The following is a 21,230-nucleotide window of genomic DNA, read 5'->3' on the forward strand; positions in this document are numbered from 1 at the left end:
TACCGTCAGGGGCTCATCAGCAGTAAAGGCTGCTGGTTGGCGACTGTCTCGCGAAGGAAATTCCAGATCGCACGCATTCGTGCGAAGTGCTTTGTCTCCTGAGGCATGGAGATCCAAAAAGTGCGTGTAAAGTTGGCCAGCGATGGCAAGACGCTAACGAGCGTTTCATCGGGTTCCGCGATAAACGCCGGCAGCACTGCAATCCCGGCGCCTGCCGCCACAGCCCGATACTGCGCGAGGATGCTGGTGCTGCGAAGCGCGAAGTGCTCGGGACGGTACAACTCGTCGAGATAGTGCAGTTCCTTGCTGAAGAGCAGGTCGTCAACATAGCTGACGAAAGTGTGGCCTCGGAGGTCGTCGCGTGAGGTGATGGGTTGGTGCTGAGAGAGATAGCGTTTCGAAGCGTAGAGGCGCAACGTGTAGTCGGTCAGTTTGGCCACCACAGCCGGTCCACGCACCGGTCGCTCCAGCGAGATCACGATATCCGCTTCGCGGCGCGACAAGTGCACTAAGCGCGGCATGGCCAGTAGATCTATCACCAGCTTGGGATGCTGGCGCGCGAATAGCGCGAGTTGTGGAGCAAGGACCACTGCGCCGAAGCCTTCCGTTGCCCCAATTCGCACCAGGCCCGACAGCCCCTCATCGGCGGCAGAGGTTGCACTCTCGATCGTGAGATATGCACTCTCCATTGCTTCCACTTGCGGCTGCAACCGACGTCCCGTTTCGGTAAGTCGATGTCCATCGGCTTCGCGGGAGAACAGGGCGGTGCCAACCTGCTTTTCAAGCGCTTGGATGCGCCGCGCCACCGTCGTGTGGTCTACCGCAAGTCGCCGAGACGCGCCTATCAACGTGCCCGAGCGAGCAAGCTCCAGGAAAAAGCGCAGGTGATCCCAATCCATGGCCGACCGTAGGTTTGTACGTTTGGCCTATTTGCCTTCGAATCGGTCAAGCACCGCGCCGCAACTGGCGCTGGAGGCGTTGAACGCGAATTTGGCCTGCACGCCGCGCGTGTAGCGCGGGGCGGGAGCCTTCCAGCCTTCGCGGCGCTTGGCGATCTCGGCCTCGGGCACATTGAGCTCGAGCTTCAGTTCGTGCGCATCGATCGTGATCGAATCGCCTTCGTTGACGAAGGCGATGGTGCCGCCGGCCGCAGCCTCGGGCGCCACGTGGCCGACCACCATGCCCCAGGTGCCGCCCGAGAAGCGGCCGTCGGTGATGAGGCCGACGCTTTCGCCGAGGCCGGCGCCGATCAGCGCGCCGGTCGGCGCCAGCATTTCCGGCATGCCGGGGCCGCCCTTGGGGCCGAGGTAGCGCAGCACCATCACGTCGCCGGCCTTGATCTTGCCGTCGAGGATCGCCTGCAGCGCCGATTGCTCGTCGTCGAAGACGCGCGCCGGACCGGTGATGACCGGGTTCTTGAGGCCGGTGATCTTGGCGACCGCGCCTTCGGGCGAGAGGTTGCCCTTGAGGATCGCCAGATGCCCTTCGGCGTACATCGGATTGTGGATGGGGCGGATCACGTCCTGGGAGGCAGCAGGCTGGTCCGGCACGTCCTTGAGCACTTCGGCGACGGTCTGGCCCGAGATGGTGATGCAGTCGCCATGCAGCAGGCCGGCGTTCAGCAGCACCTTCATGACCTGCGGGATGCCGCCGGCCTTGTGCAGGTCGACCGCGAGATACTTGCCGCTGGGCTTCAGGTCGCAGATCACGGGCACCTTCTTGCGCATGCGCTCGAAGTCGTCGATGGTCCAGTCCACGCCGGCCGCATGCGCGATCGCGAGGAAGTGCAGCACCGCGTTGGTCGAGCCGCCGGTGGCCATGATGACCGCGACCGCGTTCTCGATCGCCTTCTTGGTCACGATGTCGCGCGGCTTCAGGTCCTTCTTGATGGCTTCGATCAGCACCTTGGCCGATTCCTTGGCCGAGTTCTGCTTCTCGTCGTGCGGGTTCGCCATGGTGGACGAGTAGGGCAGCGACATGCCCAGCGCCTCGAAGGCGCTCGACATGGTGTTGGCGGTGTACATGCCGCCGCAGGAGCCGGTGCCGGGGATGGCGCGGCGTTCGATTTCCAGCAGGTCCTCGTCGCTCATGTTGCCGGCCGCGTTCTGGCCCACGGCCTCGAAGACGCTCACGATGTTCAGGTCCTGGCCCTTGTAGTGGCCCGGCAGGATGGTGCCGCCGTAGACGTAGATCGCCGGCACGTTGGCGCGCAGCATGCCCATCATGCCGCCGGGCATGTTCTTGTCGCAGCCGCCGACCACCAGCACGCCGTCCATCCACTGGCCGCCGACGCAGGTCTCGATGCAGTCGGAGATCACTTCGCGGCTCACCAGCGAGTACTTCATGCCTTCGGTGCCCATCGCCATGCCGTCGGAAATCGTCGGCGTGCCGAACACCTGCGCGTTGCCGCCGGCTTCCTCGATGCCCGCGATGGCCGCGTCGGCCAGCTTCTGCAGGCCCGAGTTGCAGGGGGTGATGGTGCTGTGGCCGTTGGCGACGCCGACCATCGGCTTCTTGAAGTCGGCTTCCTCGTAGCCCATGGCATAGAACATCGACCGGTTCGGCGCCCGGCTCTTGCCTTCGACGATGTTGGCGCTGCGGCGGTTGATCTGGATCGGTTTCGTGTCCATTGTTTCCTCCTAGATATGAAAGTGAAGCGAGACGACTTGCGGAGATGTCCAATGGTTTCTTTGCAACCTATTGCCTCTTCGAAGCCTCGCTGCGACGACCGACAGAAGACGGTGAATGCAACATGCGCAGTCGACAATGTGAGACTCGCACCTGCTCCTCAGACTTTGGGAGAACTGACCTGGTCGGGCGATTGAATGCACACCGAATTGCCTGTCACAACTGGATGAGGAGCGCTGCTTTCCTCGTGGTCGTGAAGAAAATTCCATTGATGGCTGCTGGAGGGCAAGCTGCAAGTGGCCGAGGCCCTGCCGAGAGCGCTCGTGGGACGGGCGCCCGATCGGTGGGTCAGCGGAGGTGGAGACTCTTCGCCGCTCAGCGCGCGCACGACATGTAGACATTGACGAAGGAATGCCATGGCTACAGCGCCTCCAGAAGCTCCGGCACGGCCGTGAAGAGGTCGGCCACGAGGCCGTAGTCGGCCACCGAGAAGATCGGGGCTTCCTCGTCCTTGTTGATCGCGACGATGACCTTCGAGTCCTTCATGCCGGCCAGATGCTGGATCGCGCCGGAGATCCCGGCGGCGATGTACAGCTGCGGCGCCACGATCTTGCCGGTCTGGCCCACCTGCCAGTCGTTCGGGGCGTAGCCGGCGTCCACCGCGGCGCGGCTGGCACCGAGCGCGGCGCCGAGCTTGTCGGCCAGCGGGGCCATCACTTCGGTGAACTTCTCTGCGCTGCCCAGAGCCCGGCCGCCCGAGACGATGATCTTGGCAGCCGTCAGTTCGGGACGCTCGCTCTTGGTGACTTCGCGGCCCACGAAGGCGCTCTTGCCGCTGTCGGCCACGCCTTCTGCGTTCTCGACGGCTGCGCTGCCGCCCGTGGCGGCTGCGGCGTCGAAGCCCGTCGTACGAACCGTGATGACCTTGATCGCATCGCTGCTCTGCACGGTGGCAATGGCGTTGCCCGCATAGATCGGACGCTCGAAGGTGTCGGCGCTGTCCACCTTGGTGATGTCGCTGATCTGGGCCACATCCAGCTTGGCGGCCACGCGGGGCGCGACGTTCTTGCCGTTGGCGGTAGCGGGGAACAGGATGTGGCTGTAGTTCTTCGCGATCGCGAGGACCTGGGCGGCCACGTTCTCGGCGAGGTTTTCAGCGAGGCTCGGGCTGTCCGCCACGATCACCTTGGCAACGCCGACGACTTGAGAAGCAGCCTTGCCGGCTTCGGCGGCATTGGCACCGGCCACCAGCACGTGCACATCACCGCCGCAGGCGATCCCGGCGGTCACGGTGTTCAGGGTCGCCGGCTTGAGCGTGGCGTGGTCGTGTTCGGCAATAACAAGTACGGTCATGACAGTCTTCCTCAGATCACCTTGGCTTCGTTCTTCAGCTTGTCCACCAGCGTGGCGACATCGGGCACCTTGATGCCGGCGCCGCGCTTGGGGGGCTCCGCCACCTTCAGGGTCTTCAGGCGCGGCTTGACGTCCACGCCGAGGTCCTCGGGCTTGACGGTATCGAGCTGCTTCTTCTTGGCCTTCATGATGTTGGGCAAGGTCACGTAGCGCGGCTCGTTCAGGCGCAGGTCGCTCGTGATGACGGCGGGAAGAGACAGCGAGAGGGTTTCCAGGCCGCCATCGACTTCACGCGTGACGCTCACTTTGTCACCGGCGACTTCAACCTTCGAAGCGAAGGTGGCTTGCGGCAGGTCCGCCAGCGCCGCCAGCATCTGGCCGGTCTGGTTGTTGTCGTCATCGATGGCCTGCTTGCCGAGGATGACGAGCGAGGGTTGTTCCTTGTCGACCAGGGCCTTGAGCAGCTTGGCAACCGCCAGCGGCTGCAGCTCTTCGGCGGTCTCGACGAGGATCCCGCGATCGGCACCGATGGCCATCGCGGTGCGCAGCGTCTCCTGGCACTTCGCGTCGCCGCAGGACACGGCGATGATTTCCGTCGCCACGCCCTTTTCCTTCAGGCGAACCGCCTCTTCGACAGCAATCTCGTCGAAGGGGTTCATGCTCATCTTGACGTTGGCAATGTCCACACCGGTGCCGTCGCTCTTCACGCGCACCTTCACGTTGTAGTCGACGACCCGCTTGACGGAAACGAGAATCTTCATGATCGTGATGTCCTATTGAAGTTCCAAAGGAATGAGCGGGGCGGAAGCCTACTGAAAGGCTTCCAGGCCTCAGGCATCTGAACTCAAATTGCCAATTTCTCTTGGTAATGCACATCTGCTACAGCGCAGTGCTCTCCGCAATATTCGAGTTCGACGCCATTGCCGGCATCGGTACCTTCTCGAGCTGAGACAACAGGGCCTTCGCACGTACACGCGCGGCGACGATGTTCTCCTCCTTGATATGTCCAAACCCGCGCATCTTCTCTGGCAGTCTCGCGAGTTCAAGAGCGGCTTCGACGTTCAAATTTGGCATGCGGCGCAGAATGTCATCCACCGTAGCGCGGTATTCCCGGACCAATTCACGTTCCATGCGTCGCTCCGCGGTGCGGCCGAAAGGGTCCATTGCCGTTCCTCGCAGAAACTTGAACTTTGCAAGCACTCGCAACGCAGGCAGCATCCAAGGCCCAAACGTGCTCTTCGCCGGCCGACCCTGCGAATCTTTCTTTCCCAGCAGCGGCGGTGCCATATGAAACTGCAGTTCTGCTCGGCCTTCAAACTCCTCCGAAAGGCGTTTGAGGAAGCGCCCATCGGTATAGAGCCTGGCCACCTCGTATTCATCCTTGTAGGCCATGAGCTTGAACAACCCGGCAGCGACCGCCCTGGTCAACGTCTGCGTTCCCAGCTTCTCTTCCTCCACGCGGCGGACTTTCTCGACGTAATCGCTGAACTCCTTCGCATATGCTGCATCTTGGTAGCCTGTCAAGAAGCGAGTGCGATCGGCAATCAGCGCCTTCAGCGTATTCGGCATCGTGACTTGGATCACTTCGCCAGGCGATGCTTCTCGTTGTACCGTTGCCAGATCGGTAGCTGCCCGGCGCCCCCAGAGAAACGCCGCCTGGTTGGACTTGACTGCGACGGCATTGATCTCAATGGCCTTCAGAAGCGCTTGCGCTGACACCGGCACGTACCCCTTCTGGAACGCGTATCCGAGCAGAAACAAATTCGTTGCGATTGCATCCCCCATCAAGCGCGTCGCGAGTTGGGTGGCATCGAGGAATTCGACGTTCCCGTCAACCGATTCCTTGATCAACGCCTGCACTTGGTCGGCAGGAAATTGCCAATCAGGTTCCTGAGCAAAGTTACCGGTCGGCTGTTCAAAAGTATTGACGAGCGCGTAGGTACGACCTGGTCTCATGCGAGAGATGGCATCGGGTGCCCCTGAGGTGAGGATGTCGCAACCCAACACCAAGTCTGCTTCTCCGGTAGGAATGCGTTGCGCGCGCAGTTGCGATGCATTGTTGGCGATGCGCACATGCGAGGTCACCGACCCGTTCTTCTGGGACATGCCGGTCATGTCCAAGACGCTGACGCCCCTCCCTTCCAAATGAGCGGCCATTCCAATGAGCGCCCCGATGGTGATGACGCCAGTTCCCCCGATTCCGGTGATGAGAATGTTGTGACTATGCTCCAGCGACCGGAATGGGGGCTCCGGAAGTCGAATCTCGCCAACCTCCTTCGCCGCGACAACCGGCGCGAGGCGTTTCGGTTTGACACCCTTGACCGTCACGAAGCTGGGGCAAAAGCCCTTGAGACACGACTCGTCGGCGTTGCAAGCACTTTGATCAACTCGGCGCTTGAGACCATACGGCGTAGGCTGAGGCAAGAGGGCAGTGCAATTGGATTGTTCACCGCAGTCTCCGCAGCCTTCGCAGACCGCTTCGTTGATGACCACACGGCGAGTCGCTGGGGGGAACTTCCCTTTCTTGCGGCGACGCCTCTTTTCGGCCGCACAAACCTGGTCGTAGATGAGAACCGACGGCCCCTGGAAGTCCCGTAGTTGACGCTGAACTTCATCCATCTCGTCGCGGTGATGCACCGAAAGCTGAAATTCTTGCCTGTCGGCTGGGAGACCAGGTCTTCCGGCCCAACGGCTTGGGTCATCAGCGACGAGGGCGATGCGTCGGATGCCCTCCGCAGACAACTGATTGGCGATCCGACTCACCGTGATGGGACCGTCCACGGGCTGCCCGCCCGTCATGGCGACTGCATCGTTATAAAGAATCTTGTAGGTGATGTTGACGCCCGCCGCCACCGCCGCGCGAATCGCCATCGAACCCGAGTGGTAGTAGGTTCCATCCCCAAGATTTGCGAAGACATGGGGACGCTTGGAGAACCAGGCCTGTCCGATCCATGGCACACCCTCGCCGCCCATGTGCGTGGTTGTGCGGTTGTGTTTCGGGTAGATGGCTGTAGCCATCACGTGACATCCAATACCTGCCAAAGCCAGGCTTCCGTCAGGAACCTTTGTCGACGAGTTGTGCGGACAGCCGGAGCAGTACCACGCGGGCCGCGGTGGGGTCTCCCCCGCCTTCTCGAGCACGGCATCCTTCGCGTCCAGGATTGCCAGCCGCGTCTTGACGTGACTGCTCGTGTGAAAGCGCGCCACGCGCGAAGCAATCACGCGCGCGATCTGAGCTACTGAAAAGTCGGCTGTCGCCGGAAGCAGCCAACTCCCTCTCGGGTGCGCGCCCCACTCGCCCTCCTCATCGAACTTTCCGATGACGCGCGGGCGAACGTCTTCGCGCCAGTTATACAGGTGCTCCTTCAACTGATACTCGACAATCTGGCGCTTTTCCTCGACCACAAGAATCTCCTCCAGGCCTTCTGAGAATTCCCGTATGGAGTCCGGCTCGAGCGGCCACGGCATGGCGACCTTGAATACACGGATGCCAATCTTGGCCGCCTCTTGCTCATCAATGCCAAGCTCTTCCAGCGCCTCGAGCACATCCCTGTATGACTTTCCTGGAGCAACGATGCCCAGCCGCGCATGGGGAGAGTCAATCGTGATGCGATTCAGGCGATTGGCACGCGAGTAGGCAATGGCTGCATAGATCTTGTAGTCCTGCATCAGAGCTTCCTGCTTACGAGCCTGCACGCCAAGAGTGTCGGTCGACAGCCTCGCGTGGACGCCGCCGTCGGGGAAGACAAAATTCGACGGGAGGACGATCTCTGGCATCGCCATGTCGGCGACAATCGAACCGGAAGATTCCACGGTGTCCGCAAGCGCCTTGAACCCCACGGGCAGTCCTGCAAATCTCGACATCGCGAAGCCGTGCAAACCCAGTTCGATGTACTCCTCGACGCTCTGGGGATAGAGCATGGGAATCATGGCCGCGGCGAAGGCGTGGTCGCTCTGGTTTGGCAGGGTCGAGGAGTACGCTCCGTGGTCATCGCCGGCTACCAGCAAGATGCCCCCGTTCGGTGATGTGCCAGCGTGACTCATGTGCTTGAAGACATCACCGCAACGATCCACGCCGGGTGCCTTCCCGTACCAGAGCGCAAATACCCCATCGACCCTGCTTTCGCCGGTCAGGTGCACCTGTTGAGTCCCCCAGACCGCTGTAGCCGCGAGCTCTTCGTTTACCCCCGGCACGAACTTGATGCCGTTGTTGTCAAGATGAGCCTGCGCCTTCCACAGCGCCTCATCGAGCCCTCCCACCGGAGATCCACGGTATCCGGAAATGAAGCCCGCGGTGTTCAGCCCGTGCGCCTGATCTCGCCAGCGCTGCACAAACATCAGGCGGACGAGTGCCTGGATGCCGCTCAGGTAGATGCGGCCGTTCTGCGATGTGTACTTGTCATCCAGCGCAACGCTGGCAAGCTCGAAAGTATTCGACATTATTTCTCCGGGTACGAGCCTCGGTTGAGAGCACTGAGCAGCTTGGTTGCAGCGGCTCGACGGGGTGACGCTGAGACTCAGGGAGTACTCTGGCGTCGGATTCGTGAATGCAATGAGGTCTGTTTGATATCAATCGGGGATTTCGGACGGAGCCCACTTCGGAAGATCACAGGTTTTTGTGCAGTCGGTGGCGCCGCGACGTCTCCGTGTGGACGCTGTCACATGAATCCAGAGGGCCATGCCCGCTTGCCTGCCGCCTTGGTTTCTGTTCCCGCCTATCGATTCACCAGGCGCGCCGGAATGCACAGCAGAACGAGCAAAGCGCTAACGAGCAAGGAAGTCGCCAGTGCGTACATGCCCGCGTTGGTGCTTTGAGTGAGATCCTTGACGTATCCGACCATGTAGGGGCTAACGAATCCCGCCAAGTTGCCCAGTGAATTGATCCACGCGATCCCGCCTGCTGCGGCAGTTCCCGTGAGGATGGCCGTTGGGAAACTCCAGAATAGCGGCAGTGCCGTGATGATGCCGGCACAGGCAAGTGTCAACGACATGAGGGCCAGTTGCGTGCTCGATGCATAGGCAGCACTCATCAGCAGGCCGACCGCACCAAGCACGCACGGGATGGCAAAGTGCCACCGGCGCTCGCGGCGAGCATCAGCACTGCGGCCCACAAGCACCATCGCTACGGTCGCCACCGCATAGGGGATGGCCGACAACAGTCCGATGTCCAACGCGCTCTTGACGCCAGTGGCCTTTACCAGCGTCGGCAGCCAGAAGCCGATGCCATAGAGGCCCATCACAACGCCAAAGTAGACGAGACTCAATATCCACACCTTCGGGTCGCGCATCGCGTCCCCAAGAGAGTGATTGCATTCAGGTGCCTTGTCGTCGCGAATCTGGCCTGCCAGATAAGTCTTCTCCGCATCCGTTAGCCACTTGGCAGTCTTAATGTCGTCTTCAAGGTAGACCAAGACCAGGAGGCCTACCAGAACGGATGGCAGCCCTTCCAGCAGAAAGAGCCATTGCCAACCAGCCCAGCCATGGACCCCGGAGAGCCGCTCCATGATCCAACCCGAGATGGGGCTTCCAATCACGCCAGCCAAAGGTACCGCGGTCATGAAGAGCGAAGTGATCCGGCCTCGGCGATGCGACGGATACCAATAGGTGAGGTAGAGGATGATGCCAGGGAAGAAGCCCGCCTCTGCGATGCCTAGCAGGAAGCGCATGACGTAGAACATCGTGGGAGTAGTGACGAACATCATCGCGGAGGAGATCAATCCCCACGTGATCATGATGCGAGCGATCCATCTACGCGCACCGACCCGATGCAAGATGAGGTTGCTGGGAACTTCGAAGAAGAAATATCCGATGAAGAAGATGCCAGCGCCGAGCCCGTACACGGTCTCACTGAACTGGAGATCGCTGAGCATTTGAAGCTTGGCAAAGCCCACGTTGACGCGATCCAGATACGCGACGATGTAACAAAGGAAGAGCAGAGGCAGCAGTCGCCACGTGACCTTTGCATAGGTTCGTTCGTCCAAAGCCATGGAGTCCGGCTTGATGCGGACGGTGGTTCCGTTTGCCATGTGTGTTGTCTCCGATTTCTAAAGGTTGGTCTTAGGAAGATTTGAGGAGTGGCCTCCTGGACGAACCCAAGCGACCCAAGCACTGGGCCCTCTCAGCTCAAGGCGTCCGGAAGGCCCGCGTTAGCACGTCGTGTCGATCCCAGGTCTACGTGGGTTCCCCCGTCACCTTCCGCAGTGCCGCGTGGGTGCATCGATGATCGGTCGTAGCATCTGTCGGCGGCATCCCTCGCCCCCTTCGTTCAGTGCTCGCCGATCGCACTACGGCACGCGACCAGCAGTCCACGAGACGCCTCGTGAATCGCTTCCGCGATGCGATTCACATCGCCTCGAGGTTGCTTGAAGGTGTGGAAGTCCTAGTAGCGACGGAACCAGTCCGACAAACTAGTCGGACCAGTCCAATATGAGCTGGAATGTTCAGCGACGTCCCACCTGGTCCTGGCTATTGGCTATTGCGTCCACGGTCATCCTCGTCGACTTCACAGGTGAAGCTTTCAGCGCTGTTGGAACTACCACTGCCCTGGCCCTTGAACCTTGCCTTTTGTGGATACGGGCACAACGGACGCTGCATCTGAATCCCCTTCGTTGGGTCATCGCTCGTGTATTTGGTCGCGATAAGTTTTTCCGGCGCGATGCCCTTCTCCACCCAGTTTTCCAGTGCCGTCACGATGTCATGATCGGCATCATGGCTAGGGGGCGGCGTATTGGAGATCAGCCCATATGACAGGATCTGTCCGAATGCGTTCGGGCCGTCTCCTCCCGCACAGTGATTCATGCCGGGCGCCATGAATAGGCGATAAAAGTCCTGCGTACGCCGGATTGCCACATCTCGTTCGCCGCGCCCATTCCCTTTACCCGGCGTATGCGTCGCAAGAACTCGCTCGTAGTAGTCGATCGACTCGAGGGGCGAGACGGAATAGTCGATCCATCCGTGGTACTGGAGCAACTTGCCGCCCCGCTCCTGGAATCGGGAGAGGTCGGCGCTCGTGGCGTCGAACGGAACCGGATCGAGTTTCTGGTGCATTTGCGTCACGCCGGTATCGAAGTCGAAAGTCCGGAAGTCCCAGTTTGGGTCCTCGAATACCAGGTACTTGTTGAATGAATTCATCACCGTGTACTGGGCAGCGGAAGTAGGTCCGTTCGCCCCAGCGATGTAAGCGGTCCACGTCTGGGTACCGAAGGAGTTCTCCCCGCTCGGCTCGTATCCGAAGATTATCTTTTCGCCCGTCCGTGGATTGACGGGGCCCGAGTAGATCTTCCTCAATGCGGAGACCTGCGGTGCTGTGAGGCAACTCGCGTTATCTGCGCCTGGACATTGAAGAACGCCAGGATCGAATCGGCACTGCCGCGGATCGTTCACGACGCCGTCGGCGATCCCATCTACCGTATCACACGCGTTGAGGGCGGCGCGCTGAATGGCAGGCAGCTTGCTGGTCGGTATATACCCCGCCGGATCGTTAAGTTGAGCTTGCTCATCCCAGACGAATCGGGCGATCAGGTCGGTATACCGCATTGCGGCAGCCCCGCCGATGATTCCGTCGAAGTCTTCAGGGAAGCGTTGCGCCTCCATGAATGCTTCCTTGCCCCCCGTAGAGCAGCCCTGGAAATAGGAGTATCTGGCTTCCGTTCCATAGAAGGAGGCGATGACCTGCTTGGAGGCTACGCTTGTCTCGTGAACCGCTCGCCACGCCAGGTCCTTCACCTTCTCAGGATGTCCAATGGGCCAGGAAGCCGGATCTGTCGCAGTGTGCCCGTCGTCCGTACCCGCAATCGCATAACCTCGCTGCATCATGCTGGAAGTCGATGAATACATGAGTGCGTACGTTCCGGCCAGTCCGCCGTTGCCGATCTGCGTGAACCTGTGATTCCAACCCGATTTCGGCATCCAGACTTCAAACCCGATGGACGAGTCGCTGGTGGGTCGAATCACCCCCACGACGCGACAGAATGCCGGGAGGTTGGTGATTGGGCCAAAGCCGGGAGGCGTGTATGTGCCAGCCGGAATCGACTGCGCAGATGTGATCGTCGCGTTGGGTAAAGTCAGTGATGTGAGACTCTCGCATGTGGCGGTCGCCGCATTTGCTGAGATCGACCAGCTCGCCGAGCAGGACAACGCGCCTAGCAGGGCGATGGCTCGGATTCGGGACGGGGTGCGAGCCTCTCGAGGCCTGTTCCATTTAGTCATGTTGTCTCCTCAAACCGGTGTGGAATGTAGTGAATCGGCGTTGTCCGTGCACTCTGCGCATTTGCACTCCTTTCGGATCTTTGAGTGCGCATTCCCAGAATAGTCTGCATCTCGGGGTCACGGCCAATACAAAGTTCCGATCCCGGCATTCGCCGTACCTATGGGCCTCGACTGCGTCTTGCTTCAAGATTGCTGTGCATTCGAATCCGAAGGTCCGTTGGTGAGCCTCGTCGGCGCAAGCACCCCGGATGGCACTCCATCTTCCAAGGTGTCTGGAATTGAAAGGTTTGTTCTCGCGATTTACGCGCGATCGTATTGACCGCCGATGCAAAGTCGTGACAAGGTAGCTCCAACTGAGCCTTGCCCTCCAACGACCAAGTTCCTGGGTCCGTCCATCCACCCGCAGTCCAATGGAGCCTCGACGATGACTACCACCCCTGATCAGAACCGCCAAACGGCGCTAGCCTTCTACGATCTGATGTTCAATCAATGTCGGCCTCGTGAGGCAATGGAACAATACGGCGGGGCTAGCTATATTCAGCACAATCCTCACGTAGCAGATGGCAAGGACGCGTTCATCGATTACTTCGAACGAATGGCGCGCGAATATCCCGGCAAGCGCGTTCACTTCAAACGAACCGTTGCAGAGGATGACCTTGTGGTGATGCACTGTCACCAGGAGTGGCCAAATGATCCACACCGTGACTGGGCCGGAATTGATATCTTCCGATTCGAGAACGGCAAGATCGTTGAGCACTGGGACGTGCTTCAAGTGGTGCCAGCCACTGCGGAACATGGCAACGGAATGTTCTAGGGGCGCTGCGCTCGATGCGTGCTCCAAGGCCCAAGCGTCGCCCGAATTGACGGCATCTTGAAGATGAGGCCTTCGCTTCGTTGAGAAGCGAGACCAGGTGGGGATAGGCTTCCTGATATCGGCGGCGCGGCCCGTACAGCAGTGCTCTGCTTCAAGAGTGCGCTCTGCTGAGGTTCACTTCGGCGGTGCCTGATATCGCTTCATGCTCATGGTCGGTCCCTCGATCTTCGACATAAAGCTTGCGGCTGCGGGCGCCTTTTCGAAGGATCCCATAGATGCCTCGGCGTCCGGGACCGAACGCCAGTGCACGATCACGAGCCAATCATTGTTGGTGCCGACGGCGCTTTCCCGTGATATGAAGCCCGGCTGCTGTGAAACGTGCTGTAGCTCCACCTGCTCGTCAACCCGCGCGAATTCGGCGGCACTGACACCCGGCTTGAGACGGAAAGTCACGACCTCGACCACGGAGGCGCTATCCGCAGCTGTCGCGTCGGCGGGAAGGATGGAAAGCGCGACGGCAAGCGGAGCAGCAAGAACGAGCAGCCAATGCTTCATACCAACGCTCTCACCTTCAGAACTTGCCGTTGGAATTCTTCCATTCAGCACGGGGAGGAATCGTCTCGATGGTATCCCAGTGTTCAGCGACCTTTCCGCCTTGAACTCGGAAGAGGTCGTAGAACGAGGTTGACTTCCCGGCGAACTCCCCCTCGCTCACAACGAGAACGAAGTTCCCCTCACCCAGCACCTTGTGAACTTTGCTGTACTTCATGGTGATGCCTGCCTTCGCAAGTGCTTGAAGTGCGTCACCAAGACCCGAAAGTCCGTCCGCGATCTGCGGATTGTGTTGGACGTAGTTGTCGCCATCGAAGTAGCCGCCCAGGCGATCCAGACGTCCGTTGACGAGGATGTCGTCGACAAATGCGGCGACAAGCTTCTTGTTCGGCTCGGTTTGGTCGAGATCGGCGGCTACCGCCGGTCCGTCAATCATTGTTCGGCCGCTGGGATTTGCTGTGGCAGGCGTCTGCTGCAAGTTATCCCAATGCTCGACGATCTTGCCATCTTCGAATCGGAAGATATCAAAGCCGATCTTCGGGCCGAAGAAGTTGTAGTCGGTGTGGGAGAACACATAGTCTCCATCCCGGAAGACGCGGACGGTATTGACCCGCGCCGAGCCCTTCGGAAGAGCTTGCAGTGCAGCCCCAAAGCCTGCCAGGCCATCGGCGACCGCGAGATTGTGTTGAATGTATTTTTCGGGGTTCACGACGGCCACTGGAGCGGCCTCGCCGGTCTCGATGGCCTTGAGCAATGCGGTGACTTGCTGCTTAGGTTGGATGGGCACGTTTCTGCCTTTCTGAGAAGTGTTGGTGGATGCGCAGCCAGCAAGCCCGGCGCATAGCAGGGCGAGGATGGCGAGACGACGCGGGATGCGGAAAGAGGTCTTCATTAGGTTCAATAGAACATGTGCACACCATAACTTTGTCAGGAGGCGCCACAGCGGCCAAGGTGAGCATGCGGCGCGCCGTGGTAGAAATCGCGCAGTTCGGACCGAACGCTCAGGACGCAGGATGAAAGGGCAAGCGCAGGTTATGCGAGATACACACTTCAGGAACGAGCGCCTGGAGCCCGTCGGCATCGACATCATCCCCCTGCATGCGCTGCGGGAGCGAGTTCCTGTAGCGGCCGAGCGGGTGGAGTTCTTGATGTTGATGATCGTCCGGGACGGAATCGGAACGCACCTCGTTGATTTCGAGCGCATTGACCTGTGCCCGGGTCGAGTCGTCGTTGTAAGACCAGGGCAGGTTCAGCAATGGCAGCTTCGCCGCGGATTGGATGCCGATGTCTTGTTGGTGCAGCCGTCCGCTCTCGCCCCGAGTGTCGCGGCGAGGGTTCGACCTCCGGCAATGGCCCTTTTGCGACTGGACGACTGGCCCAGCAGTTTCGATTTGAACGGTCAGGAACGGCAGTCGGTGGAGTCGCTGACTCGGATGCTTGAGAGGGAGCTGGCTTCGACACCGATCACGGAGCTGTCTGCCACACTGGCAAGGGAGTTTCTCCTGTGCCTTCTTCTCGGGATGAGTCGTTCGGCGTCGAGGCAAGCCCGAGGTGAATCGTTGCGGACAGCGCTCGTCCGCCGGTTCCAGCGGGAGCTTGACGAAGCGGTATATCGGAGACCAACGGTTGAGGGGCTGGCCAGATGCTTGGGCATATCGACAAGCTCTCTTACCCGCAATTGCCGCAGTGAGTTGGGGCGATCGGCGAAGGACTTGATCGATCGAAGGCTGGCATTGGAAGTCCAGCGATTGCTCGTGCATACGCCGGAGACTTCCGTGTCTATCGGAGAACGCCTTGGTTTCTCGGAGCCCACCAACTTCGTCAAATTCTTTCGCCGCGTGGTGGGGGTGACGCCAGAAGCGTTCCGAAAGGCGCATCGGCTGTATTGACCAGCCGGAGCGGTACCGCCACTCCGATGGGATCCGGGATCACCCTGCGGCCCAAGGGTTGACGAAGGGAATCCTTCAGAGCAAGCCGTGCCTCTTGAGCCGATAGGCGAGTTGCGCCCGCGTCAAGCCGAGCCGGCGAGCTGCTTCGGCCACGTTGTAGCGAGCCGAGACGAGGGCCCGGCGGTACTCCGCCGCCTCCTTGCCGCTGGGGCGCTGCGAGTCCGTGTTCGACGCCTTTTTGGAGGAAGGAGACGCACGACGAGTGGATTCTTCCGACGGCTGCGCTGCTTCGATGAGTTTGCCGCTGTCTCCGAGCGAGAGCACCTGCAGCGCAAGTAGTTCACCGCTTCTGAACAAGTGGTGCAGGTCGATCGGCTCATCGGGCCCCGTCATGATGACACCGCGCTCGACCAGATTCTGGAGTTCGCGAATGTTGCCTGGGAAATCATATTGAAGCAGGGTCTGAACTGCCTTGGGGGTGAAGCCCGGGACGTCGCGGTTGTGCAGTATGCAGTAGCGCTTGAGGAAGGCCTCCATCAGCAAGGGGATGTCATCGCGCCGATCCTTCAAGGGTGGAAGCGTGATGGGAAAAACGTTCAGGCGGAAGTAGAGGTCTTCACGGAAGCGGCCCGCGGCTACCTCGTCGCGCAGGGAGACGTTGGTTGCCGCGACCACTCGAACGTCCACCGGAATGACTTTGGTGCCCCCGACCCGTTCGATACAACGCTCCTGAAGCGCGCGAAGCAGCTTACCCTGCGCGACAAAGCTCAGCGAGGCGATCTCGTCGAGGAACAGCGTTCCGCCCGCCGCTCGCTCGAAACGACCCGGCCTTGACGATGACGCTCCTGTGAAAGCTCCTCGCTCGACGCCGAACAATTCCGACTCGATGAGGGTGTCCGGGATCGCGGCGCAATTGATAGCAATAAAGGGGCGCGCTGCGCGCGGGCTTATCGAATGCAGCGTCTGTGCGAAGAGTTCCTTTCCAACGCCAGAGGCTCCAGTGAAGAGGACCGTCGCTTGGGTGGGGGCCACCCGCTCGATCAGGTGACGTGCCGTGCTGAAAGAAGACGAAATGCCGATGAGTTCGGGCCTACCCGTCTCTCCAGGGAGCCCATCTCTGGAACCAGAGGAGGAAGTTCTCCGGCTGATCTCTGAAACAACGGGAACAAGCGTCCGGCGCACATGTGCGGCTGAAGCGTCCGTTGCGAAATAGCGAAGGTCGTCGTCTGCGTTATCCCAATGTTCCGCCGGACGGCCCGTGATTCGACAGGCATCGGCGCCGCTTGAACGGCAAGCGACCTCTCGGTAAACGATCATTTTGCCCATGAAGGCGGTCGCGTAGCCGCTCGCGTAGCCCACCTGCATCCAGCAGGCAGGCTCCGTTCCCACGCCGAAAGCCGCTATGTGCTCGTCGTCCTCGCTGGAGTCGTGCCACCAGAAATCGGCGAAGAAGTCACCCTTGGCGATGTCGAATTCGAAGCTAATCGTCTCCGGACGCACGATTCCCTCGAGCTTGTGCATGCGAGGTCCTGCGTGAAACAAGTTTGCCGCGTCACTGTCCGGCCACATGTTCAGTACAAGTTCCGCATCACGAACGCCGGCCGCAAAGCCCACGCGGGTCAATAAGGAGCGAGCCTGTTCATGGCCGAGGCTGGCGATCAATTCGCGACGCAGAGCCCCGTAGGTTGACGACCGCCATAGCACGATGCGCTGGTCATTGAGCCAGATCCGGCCGTCGCCGGGCGAGAACACGAGCGTCTCGGTGAGATCCCGCAGGGTCGGCGTCGCGCCCTCATCGATGTCTGCGCTCGTGCGCGTCAGCTGCGCGCGGCGCTGCAATTCGGAAAGCGAAAGACGTGAAGGTGCGGTTCGTCTCAAGGTAAACCCTCGACTGGAGTATTAGGCAGATCACAGATTGTTCATCAATCTTTGATCAAAGTATCTGCTCTGAATTGAGGGTTATCCCGAGACACCAACGCTAAGTCCTTGTCGGGAAAGGATGTGGTGGCCCGGCAGGTACCTGGCATTGCTGTTGCGATATGAACAGGGCAAATCGCCAACTGCCATTCCACAAGGGGACGCATGCTTCAAGACAAAACCATCATCGTGACCGGCGCCGCTTCCGGCATCGGGGCCGCCACAGCCTCATTGATCGCCTCACAGGGCGCAAAGGTCATCTCCGTCGACATCAATCCTCCGGCCAAGCCCGTTGGGGAATTCATTCAATCGGACCTTTCCGACAAGTCATCGATCGATGCTCTCGTCGCGGCACTGCCGGCAGGTGTCAACGGCCTCGCGAACGTTGCCGGCCTGCCGCCCACCAAGCCAGTAAGTGCGGTGCTCGCCGTCAATCTCGTTGGCTTGAAATACCTCACCACACAACTTGTCACCAAGCTCGCCGACGGCGCTTCCATCGTCAATCTCGCGTCGTTGGCCGGGCTGGGTTGGCCGGACGCCAAGGAAGCCATCGACGCCAGTGCGAATCTCGACTTCGAAGACATCGCAGCCTTCAGCAAGGCTCATGAGATTGAAGGCTCTCGCAGCTACTTCTTTTCCAAGGAAGCCTTGATCGTCTGGACGATGCAAAACCGCTGGACCTGGCGCGCTCGTGGAATTCGCATGAACTCTGTGAGTCCTGGACCTGTCGACACGCCCATCCTCAAGGATTTCATCGAGACGCTTGGAAGTCGCGCGGAAGAGGACATGCGCACGATGGACCGCCCAGGAACGCCGGCGGACATCGCACCGGTAGTTGCATTTCTCCTGTCAGACGGGGCAGCGTGGATTCGGGGTACCAACATTCCAGTGGATGGCGGCATGTTCTCCAACGTGATGTGCCAGACGCACGGCTTTTGAGAGAGATCGAGACATGAACAATATCTCCATGCTCATCAATGGTGAACCGATTCAGTCGAGCAATGGCGCGAGGTTCACCCGGGCCAATCCCCTGGATGGAAGCATCGCAACGACGGCGCCAGCCGGAACGCCGCAGGATGCGATCGCGGCCGTCGAAGCCGCAGCCGCGGCATTCCCTTCGTGGTCGCAGACTCCGCCCGGCGAAAGGCGTGCGCTACTACTCAAGGCAGCTCATGCGCTCGAAGCGCGCGCAGAAGAGTTCGCAGCAGCTATGGCGGCCGAAACCGGCGCCTCTGGCCTGTGGGCGGGCTTCAACGTGCACTTGGCCGCGGGCATGTTAGTCGAGGCGGCTGCGCTGACCACGCAGATCAATGGCGATCTCATCCCGTCGGACGTGCCCGGAAGCCTGGCGATGGCGAGCCGCCAGGCAGCAGGCGTGGTGCTCGGCATTGCGCCGTGGAATGCTCCTGTCATTCTCGGCGTTCGCGCGATCGCAGTGCCATTGGCCTGCGGCAATACCGTGGTTCTCAAGGGCAGCGAGTTGTGCCCGGCAACCCACGGGCTCATCATTCAGGCGTTGCAGGAGGCAGGGCTGCCGCCAGGTGTGGTGAACTTCGTCACCAACGCGCCGGCCGATGCTGGTGCAGTGGTCGAGGCCATCATCGCCCACCCGACGGTACGACGAGTGAACTTCACAGGCTCTACGCACGTGGGACGCATCATCGCTCGTGTCTGCGCGGAGCACCTCAAGCCTTCGGTTCTGGAACTAGGTGGCAAGGCACCGTTGCTGGTGCTCGATGACGCCGATCTCGATGCCGCGGTTTCGGGGGCTGCTTTCGCTGCCTTTGCCAATTCCGGCCAGATTTGCATGTCGACCGAGCGCATCATCGTCGACGAGGGTGTGGCCGACGCATTTGTAGAGAAACTCGCCGCCAAGGCCCAATCGCTACCGTTGGGCGACCCGCGCAAAGGCCCTGTTGTGCTCGGATCGGTGGTGGATATGGCCACCGTGCATCGCGTGAACGCGCTGATCGACGATGCATTGGACAAGGGTGCTGTGCTCGTATGCGGCGGAAAGGCTGAAAACACGCTGATGCCGGCCACCCTGCTCGACAAGGTCACGCCAGAGATGAGGATCTTCTGGGAAGAAACCTTCGCCCCGGTCAAGGCCATCGTCCGTGTCCCAGGCGAGGAAGCGGCAATTGCTTGCGCCAACGACAACGAATTCGGTTTGTCGTCAGCCGTGTTCACTCGCGATGTGGCGCGAGGCTGGCGTGTTGCCCAACGCATCGAGGCTGGCATCTGCCATGTGAACGGACCGACCGTGCATGACGAGGCGCAGATGCCCTTCGGCGGCGTGAAGGCCAGTGGCTGGGGGCGTTTCGGCGGCCGCGCCGGCATCGAGGCGTTCACTGACCTGCGGTGGATCACTGTCCAGACAACGCCGCGCCACTACCCGTTCTAGCTCGCGCCCGTCTCAGGGCTGCATACGGCAGCTCTGAGCGATTTCGAAGTGCCAGACCGGCGGCCATGAAGCCGGCATTCCACGTAGGAGACTCTGATGCAAACGAACGAAGACCAGGCGGGAATTCCCGCCGCTACACGGCGCGAGGTGCTCGGAATGGCCGGCGCTGCCGGCTTGGCGCTGATGGCACCAACCTTGGCTACAGCTCAAGGCACTGAGACGCTAAAAGTTGGGTTTATCAGCCCGCGTACAGGCCCGCTCGGCAGCTTTGGCGAAGGCGATGGCTACGTCCTCGAGCTGGCCCGTAAAGCACTTGCGAACGGCCTCGCCATTGGAGGCAAGACCTACAAGGTCGAGATCCTCGATCGTGATACCCAGTCCGACCCCGCCCGCGCGAGTCAGCTTGCCAAGGCGCTGATCAACAACGACAAGATCGACCTGATGCTCACGACCTCCACGCCGGAGGTAGTGAACCCGGTGTCCGACGCCTGCGAGGCGGCCGGCGTTCCGTGCCTGGCCACCGTGATGCCATGGGAAGCGTTCTATTTCGGGCGTGGAGCCAAGCCAGGTGAGCCATCGCCATTCAAGTGGACATATCTGTTCTCCTTCGGAGTCTCCAACTTCGTCAAATCCTATCTCTCGCAATGGGGCGCTGTGCCCAACAACAAGCGAGTTGCTGCGCTTCTTCCGAACGATGCAGACGGCAACGCGATTCGCGCGGCGATGCTGCCCGACTTGGCCAAGGCCGGCTACACCATCATCGATGGCGGACCCTACGAAACGGGCACCACCGACTTCTCCGCACAGATTGCCAAGTTCAAGGCAGAGAAGTGCGAGATCCTCATGACGTTCCCGATCCCGCCTGACTTCGCCACCTTCTGGCGCCAGGCGGCGCAGCAGGGCCTTGCCCGGACCATGAAGGTTGTGCAGGCCGCCAAGACAGGTCTTTTTCCATCGACGATCGAAGTACTGGGCCCACTGGGCAACAACATCTCGGTGGCGGCCTATTGGCACAAGAACTTTCCGTATCCATCGACGCTGACGGGCGTGAGCGGCGTGCAGCTCGCCGACGGCTACGAGAAGGCAGCAGGAAAGCAGTGGAATCAGCAGTTGGGCGCATCGCTCTCGCTGCTCGATGCGGGGTTCGTGGCACTCAAGAAGGTGGCCAACCCAAAGGACAAGGCAGCGGTTGCCAAGGCGTTGGCGGGCCTGCAGACCACCACGATGATGGGGCCTATCGACTTCACCAAGGGACCTGTAGCGAACGTGTCGGCGACGAACATGATCGGCGCGCAATGGGTGAAGGCGGCGGATGGGGCGAAATTCAAGTTCGACTACGTGATCACCGAGAACGCTTCAGATCCGGCGGTTCCCGTCGCCCGCAAACCCTCTGCTTTCGCCTGATCGATGTCTCAGTTCTCTGCTTCCCCTTCGGGGGAGGCTCTTCTCTCCGCGCGCGGGATTG

At 60.6% G+C, this 21,230-nt stretch carries 16 protein-coding genes; 5 read left to right on the forward strand and 11 right to left on the reverse strand.

Features of this window, described 5'->3' with window-relative positions:
- Positions 1–5: 5 nt before the first annotated feature.
- From WKW77_RS24635 to WKW77_RS24665, 7 genes are all read right to left on the reverse strand, one after another.
- Positions 6–899 (reverse strand): LysR family transcriptional regulator, encoded by an 894-nt coding sequence (locus tag WKW77_RS24635; RefSeq protein WP_340359525.1) that lies wholly within the window; start codon positions 897–899, stop codon positions 6–8.
- Between the two features lie 27 nt (positions 900–926).
- Positions 927–2,630 (reverse strand): dihydroxy-acid dehydratase, encoded by a 1,704-nt coding sequence (gene ilvD, locus WKW77_RS24640; RefSeq protein WP_340359526.1) that lies wholly within the window; start codon positions 2,628–2,630, stop codon positions 927–929.
- Between the two features lie 418 nt (positions 2,631–3,048).
- Entirely contained in the window at positions 3,049–3,981 is a 933-nt protein-coding gene (locus WKW77_RS24645; protein WP_340359527.1) for an electron transfer flavoprotein subunit alpha/FixB family protein, read from the reverse strand.
- An 11-nt stretch (positions 3,982–3,992) separates the two neighbouring features.
- Positions 3,993–4,742 (reverse strand): electron transfer flavoprotein subunit beta/FixA family protein, encoded by a 750-nt coding sequence (locus tag WKW77_RS24650; protein WP_340359528.1) that lies wholly within the window; start codon positions 4,740–4,742, stop codon positions 3,993–3,995.
- Between the two features lie 118 nt (positions 4,743–4,860).
- A complete protein-coding gene (locus WKW77_RS24655; protein WP_340359529.1) occupies positions 4,861–8,421 on the reverse strand; it encodes an indolepyruvate ferredoxin oxidoreductase family protein in 3,561 nt (1,186 codons plus the stop codon).
- 275 nt (positions 8,422–8,696) lie between these two features.
- Complete coding sequence (locus tag WKW77_RS24660) at positions 8,697–10,007, reverse strand: MFS transporter (RefSeq protein ID WP_340359530.1); 1,311 nt, start codon at positions 10,005–10,007, stop codon at positions 8,697–8,699.
- Between the two features lie 439 nt (positions 10,008–10,446).
- Positions 10,447–12,189 (reverse strand): tannase/feruloyl esterase family alpha/beta hydrolase, encoded by a 1,743-nt coding sequence (locus tag WKW77_RS24665; RefSeq protein WP_340359531.1) that lies wholly within the window; start codon positions 12,187–12,189, stop codon positions 10,447–10,449.
- Positions 12,190–12,613: 424 nt separating this feature from the next.
- On the opposite strand from WKW77_RS24665, the gene WKW77_RS24670 reads away from it, so the two are divergent.
- Positions 12,614–13,003, forward strand: a complete 390-nt coding sequence (locus WKW77_RS24670; RefSeq protein ID WP_340359532.1) for a nuclear transport factor 2 family protein — start codon at positions 12,614–12,616, stop codon at positions 13,001–13,003.
- A gap of 174 nt (positions 13,004–13,177) precedes the next feature.
- On the opposite strand, the gene WKW77_RS24675 is transcribed toward WKW77_RS24670, so the two are convergent.
- From WKW77_RS24675 to WKW77_RS24685, 3 genes are all read right to left on the reverse strand, one after another.
- A complete protein-coding gene (locus WKW77_RS24675; RefSeq protein ID WP_340359533.1) occupies positions 13,178–13,558 on the reverse strand; it encodes an antibiotic biosynthesis monooxygenase family protein in 381 nt (126 codons plus the stop codon).
- A gap of 16 nt (positions 13,559–13,574) precedes the next feature.
- On the reverse strand, positions 13,575–14,447 hold the full coding sequence (locus WKW77_RS24680; protein ID WP_340359534.1) for a nuclear transport factor 2 family protein: 873 nt from the start codon (positions 14,445–14,447) through the stop codon (positions 13,575–13,577).
- Between the two features lie 109 nt (positions 14,448–14,556).
- Positions 14,557–14,811 (reverse strand): hypothetical protein, encoded by a 255-nt coding sequence (locus WKW77_RS24685; RefSeq protein WP_340359535.1) that lies wholly within the window; start codon positions 14,809–14,811, stop codon positions 14,557–14,559.
- A gap of 264 nt (positions 14,812–15,075) precedes the next feature.
- Between WKW77_RS24685 and WKW77_RS35025 the strand changes: the two genes are divergently transcribed.
- The gene (locus tag WKW77_RS35025; RefSeq protein WP_422823267.1) at positions 15,076–15,444 is read left to right on the forward strand and encodes a helix-turn-helix transcriptional regulator; all 369 of its coding nucleotides are present in this window, start codon (positions 15,076–15,078) and stop codon (positions 15,442–15,444) included.
- A 75-nt stretch (positions 15,445–15,519) separates the two neighbouring features.
- Here WKW77_RS35025 and WKW77_RS24690 read toward each other — a convergent pair whose 3' ends face one another.
- Complete coding sequence (locus WKW77_RS24690; protein ID WP_340359536.1) at positions 15,520–17,322, reverse strand: sigma 54-interacting transcriptional regulator; 1,803 nt, start codon at positions 17,320–17,322, stop codon at positions 15,520–15,522.
- Positions 17,323–17,526: 204 nt separating this feature from the next.
- On the opposite strand from WKW77_RS24690, the gene WKW77_RS24695 reads away from it, so the two are divergent.
- The 3 genes from WKW77_RS24695 to WKW77_RS24705 all read left to right on the forward strand — a co-directional run bounded on the left by WKW77_RS24695 (position 17,527) and on the right by WKW77_RS24705 (position 21,169).
- Positions 17,527–18,300 (forward strand): coniferyl-alcohol dehydrogenase, encoded by a 774-nt coding sequence (locus WKW77_RS24695; RefSeq protein ID WP_340359537.1) that lies wholly within the window; start codon positions 17,527–17,529, stop codon positions 18,298–18,300.
- 13 nt (positions 18,301–18,313) lie between these two features.
- Positions 18,314–19,765 (forward strand): aldehyde dehydrogenase family protein, encoded by a 1,452-nt coding sequence (locus WKW77_RS24700; protein ID WP_340359538.1) that lies wholly within the window; start codon positions 18,314–18,316, stop codon positions 19,763–19,765.
- Between the two features lie 96 nt (positions 19,766–19,861).
- A complete protein-coding gene (locus WKW77_RS24705) occupies positions 19,862–21,169 on the forward strand; it encodes an ABC transporter substrate-binding protein (RefSeq protein WP_340359539.1) in 1,308 nt (435 codons plus the stop codon).
- The last annotated feature ends 61 nt before the right edge of the window (positions 21,170–21,230 follow it).

Origin of the sequence: Variovorax ureilyticus (genome assembly GCF_037889935.1) — a bacterium.
In the GTDB taxonomy this organism is placed as follows: Bacteria; Pseudomonadota; Gammaproteobacteria; order Burkholderiales; family Burkholderiaceae_C; genus Variovorax; species Variovorax ureilyticus.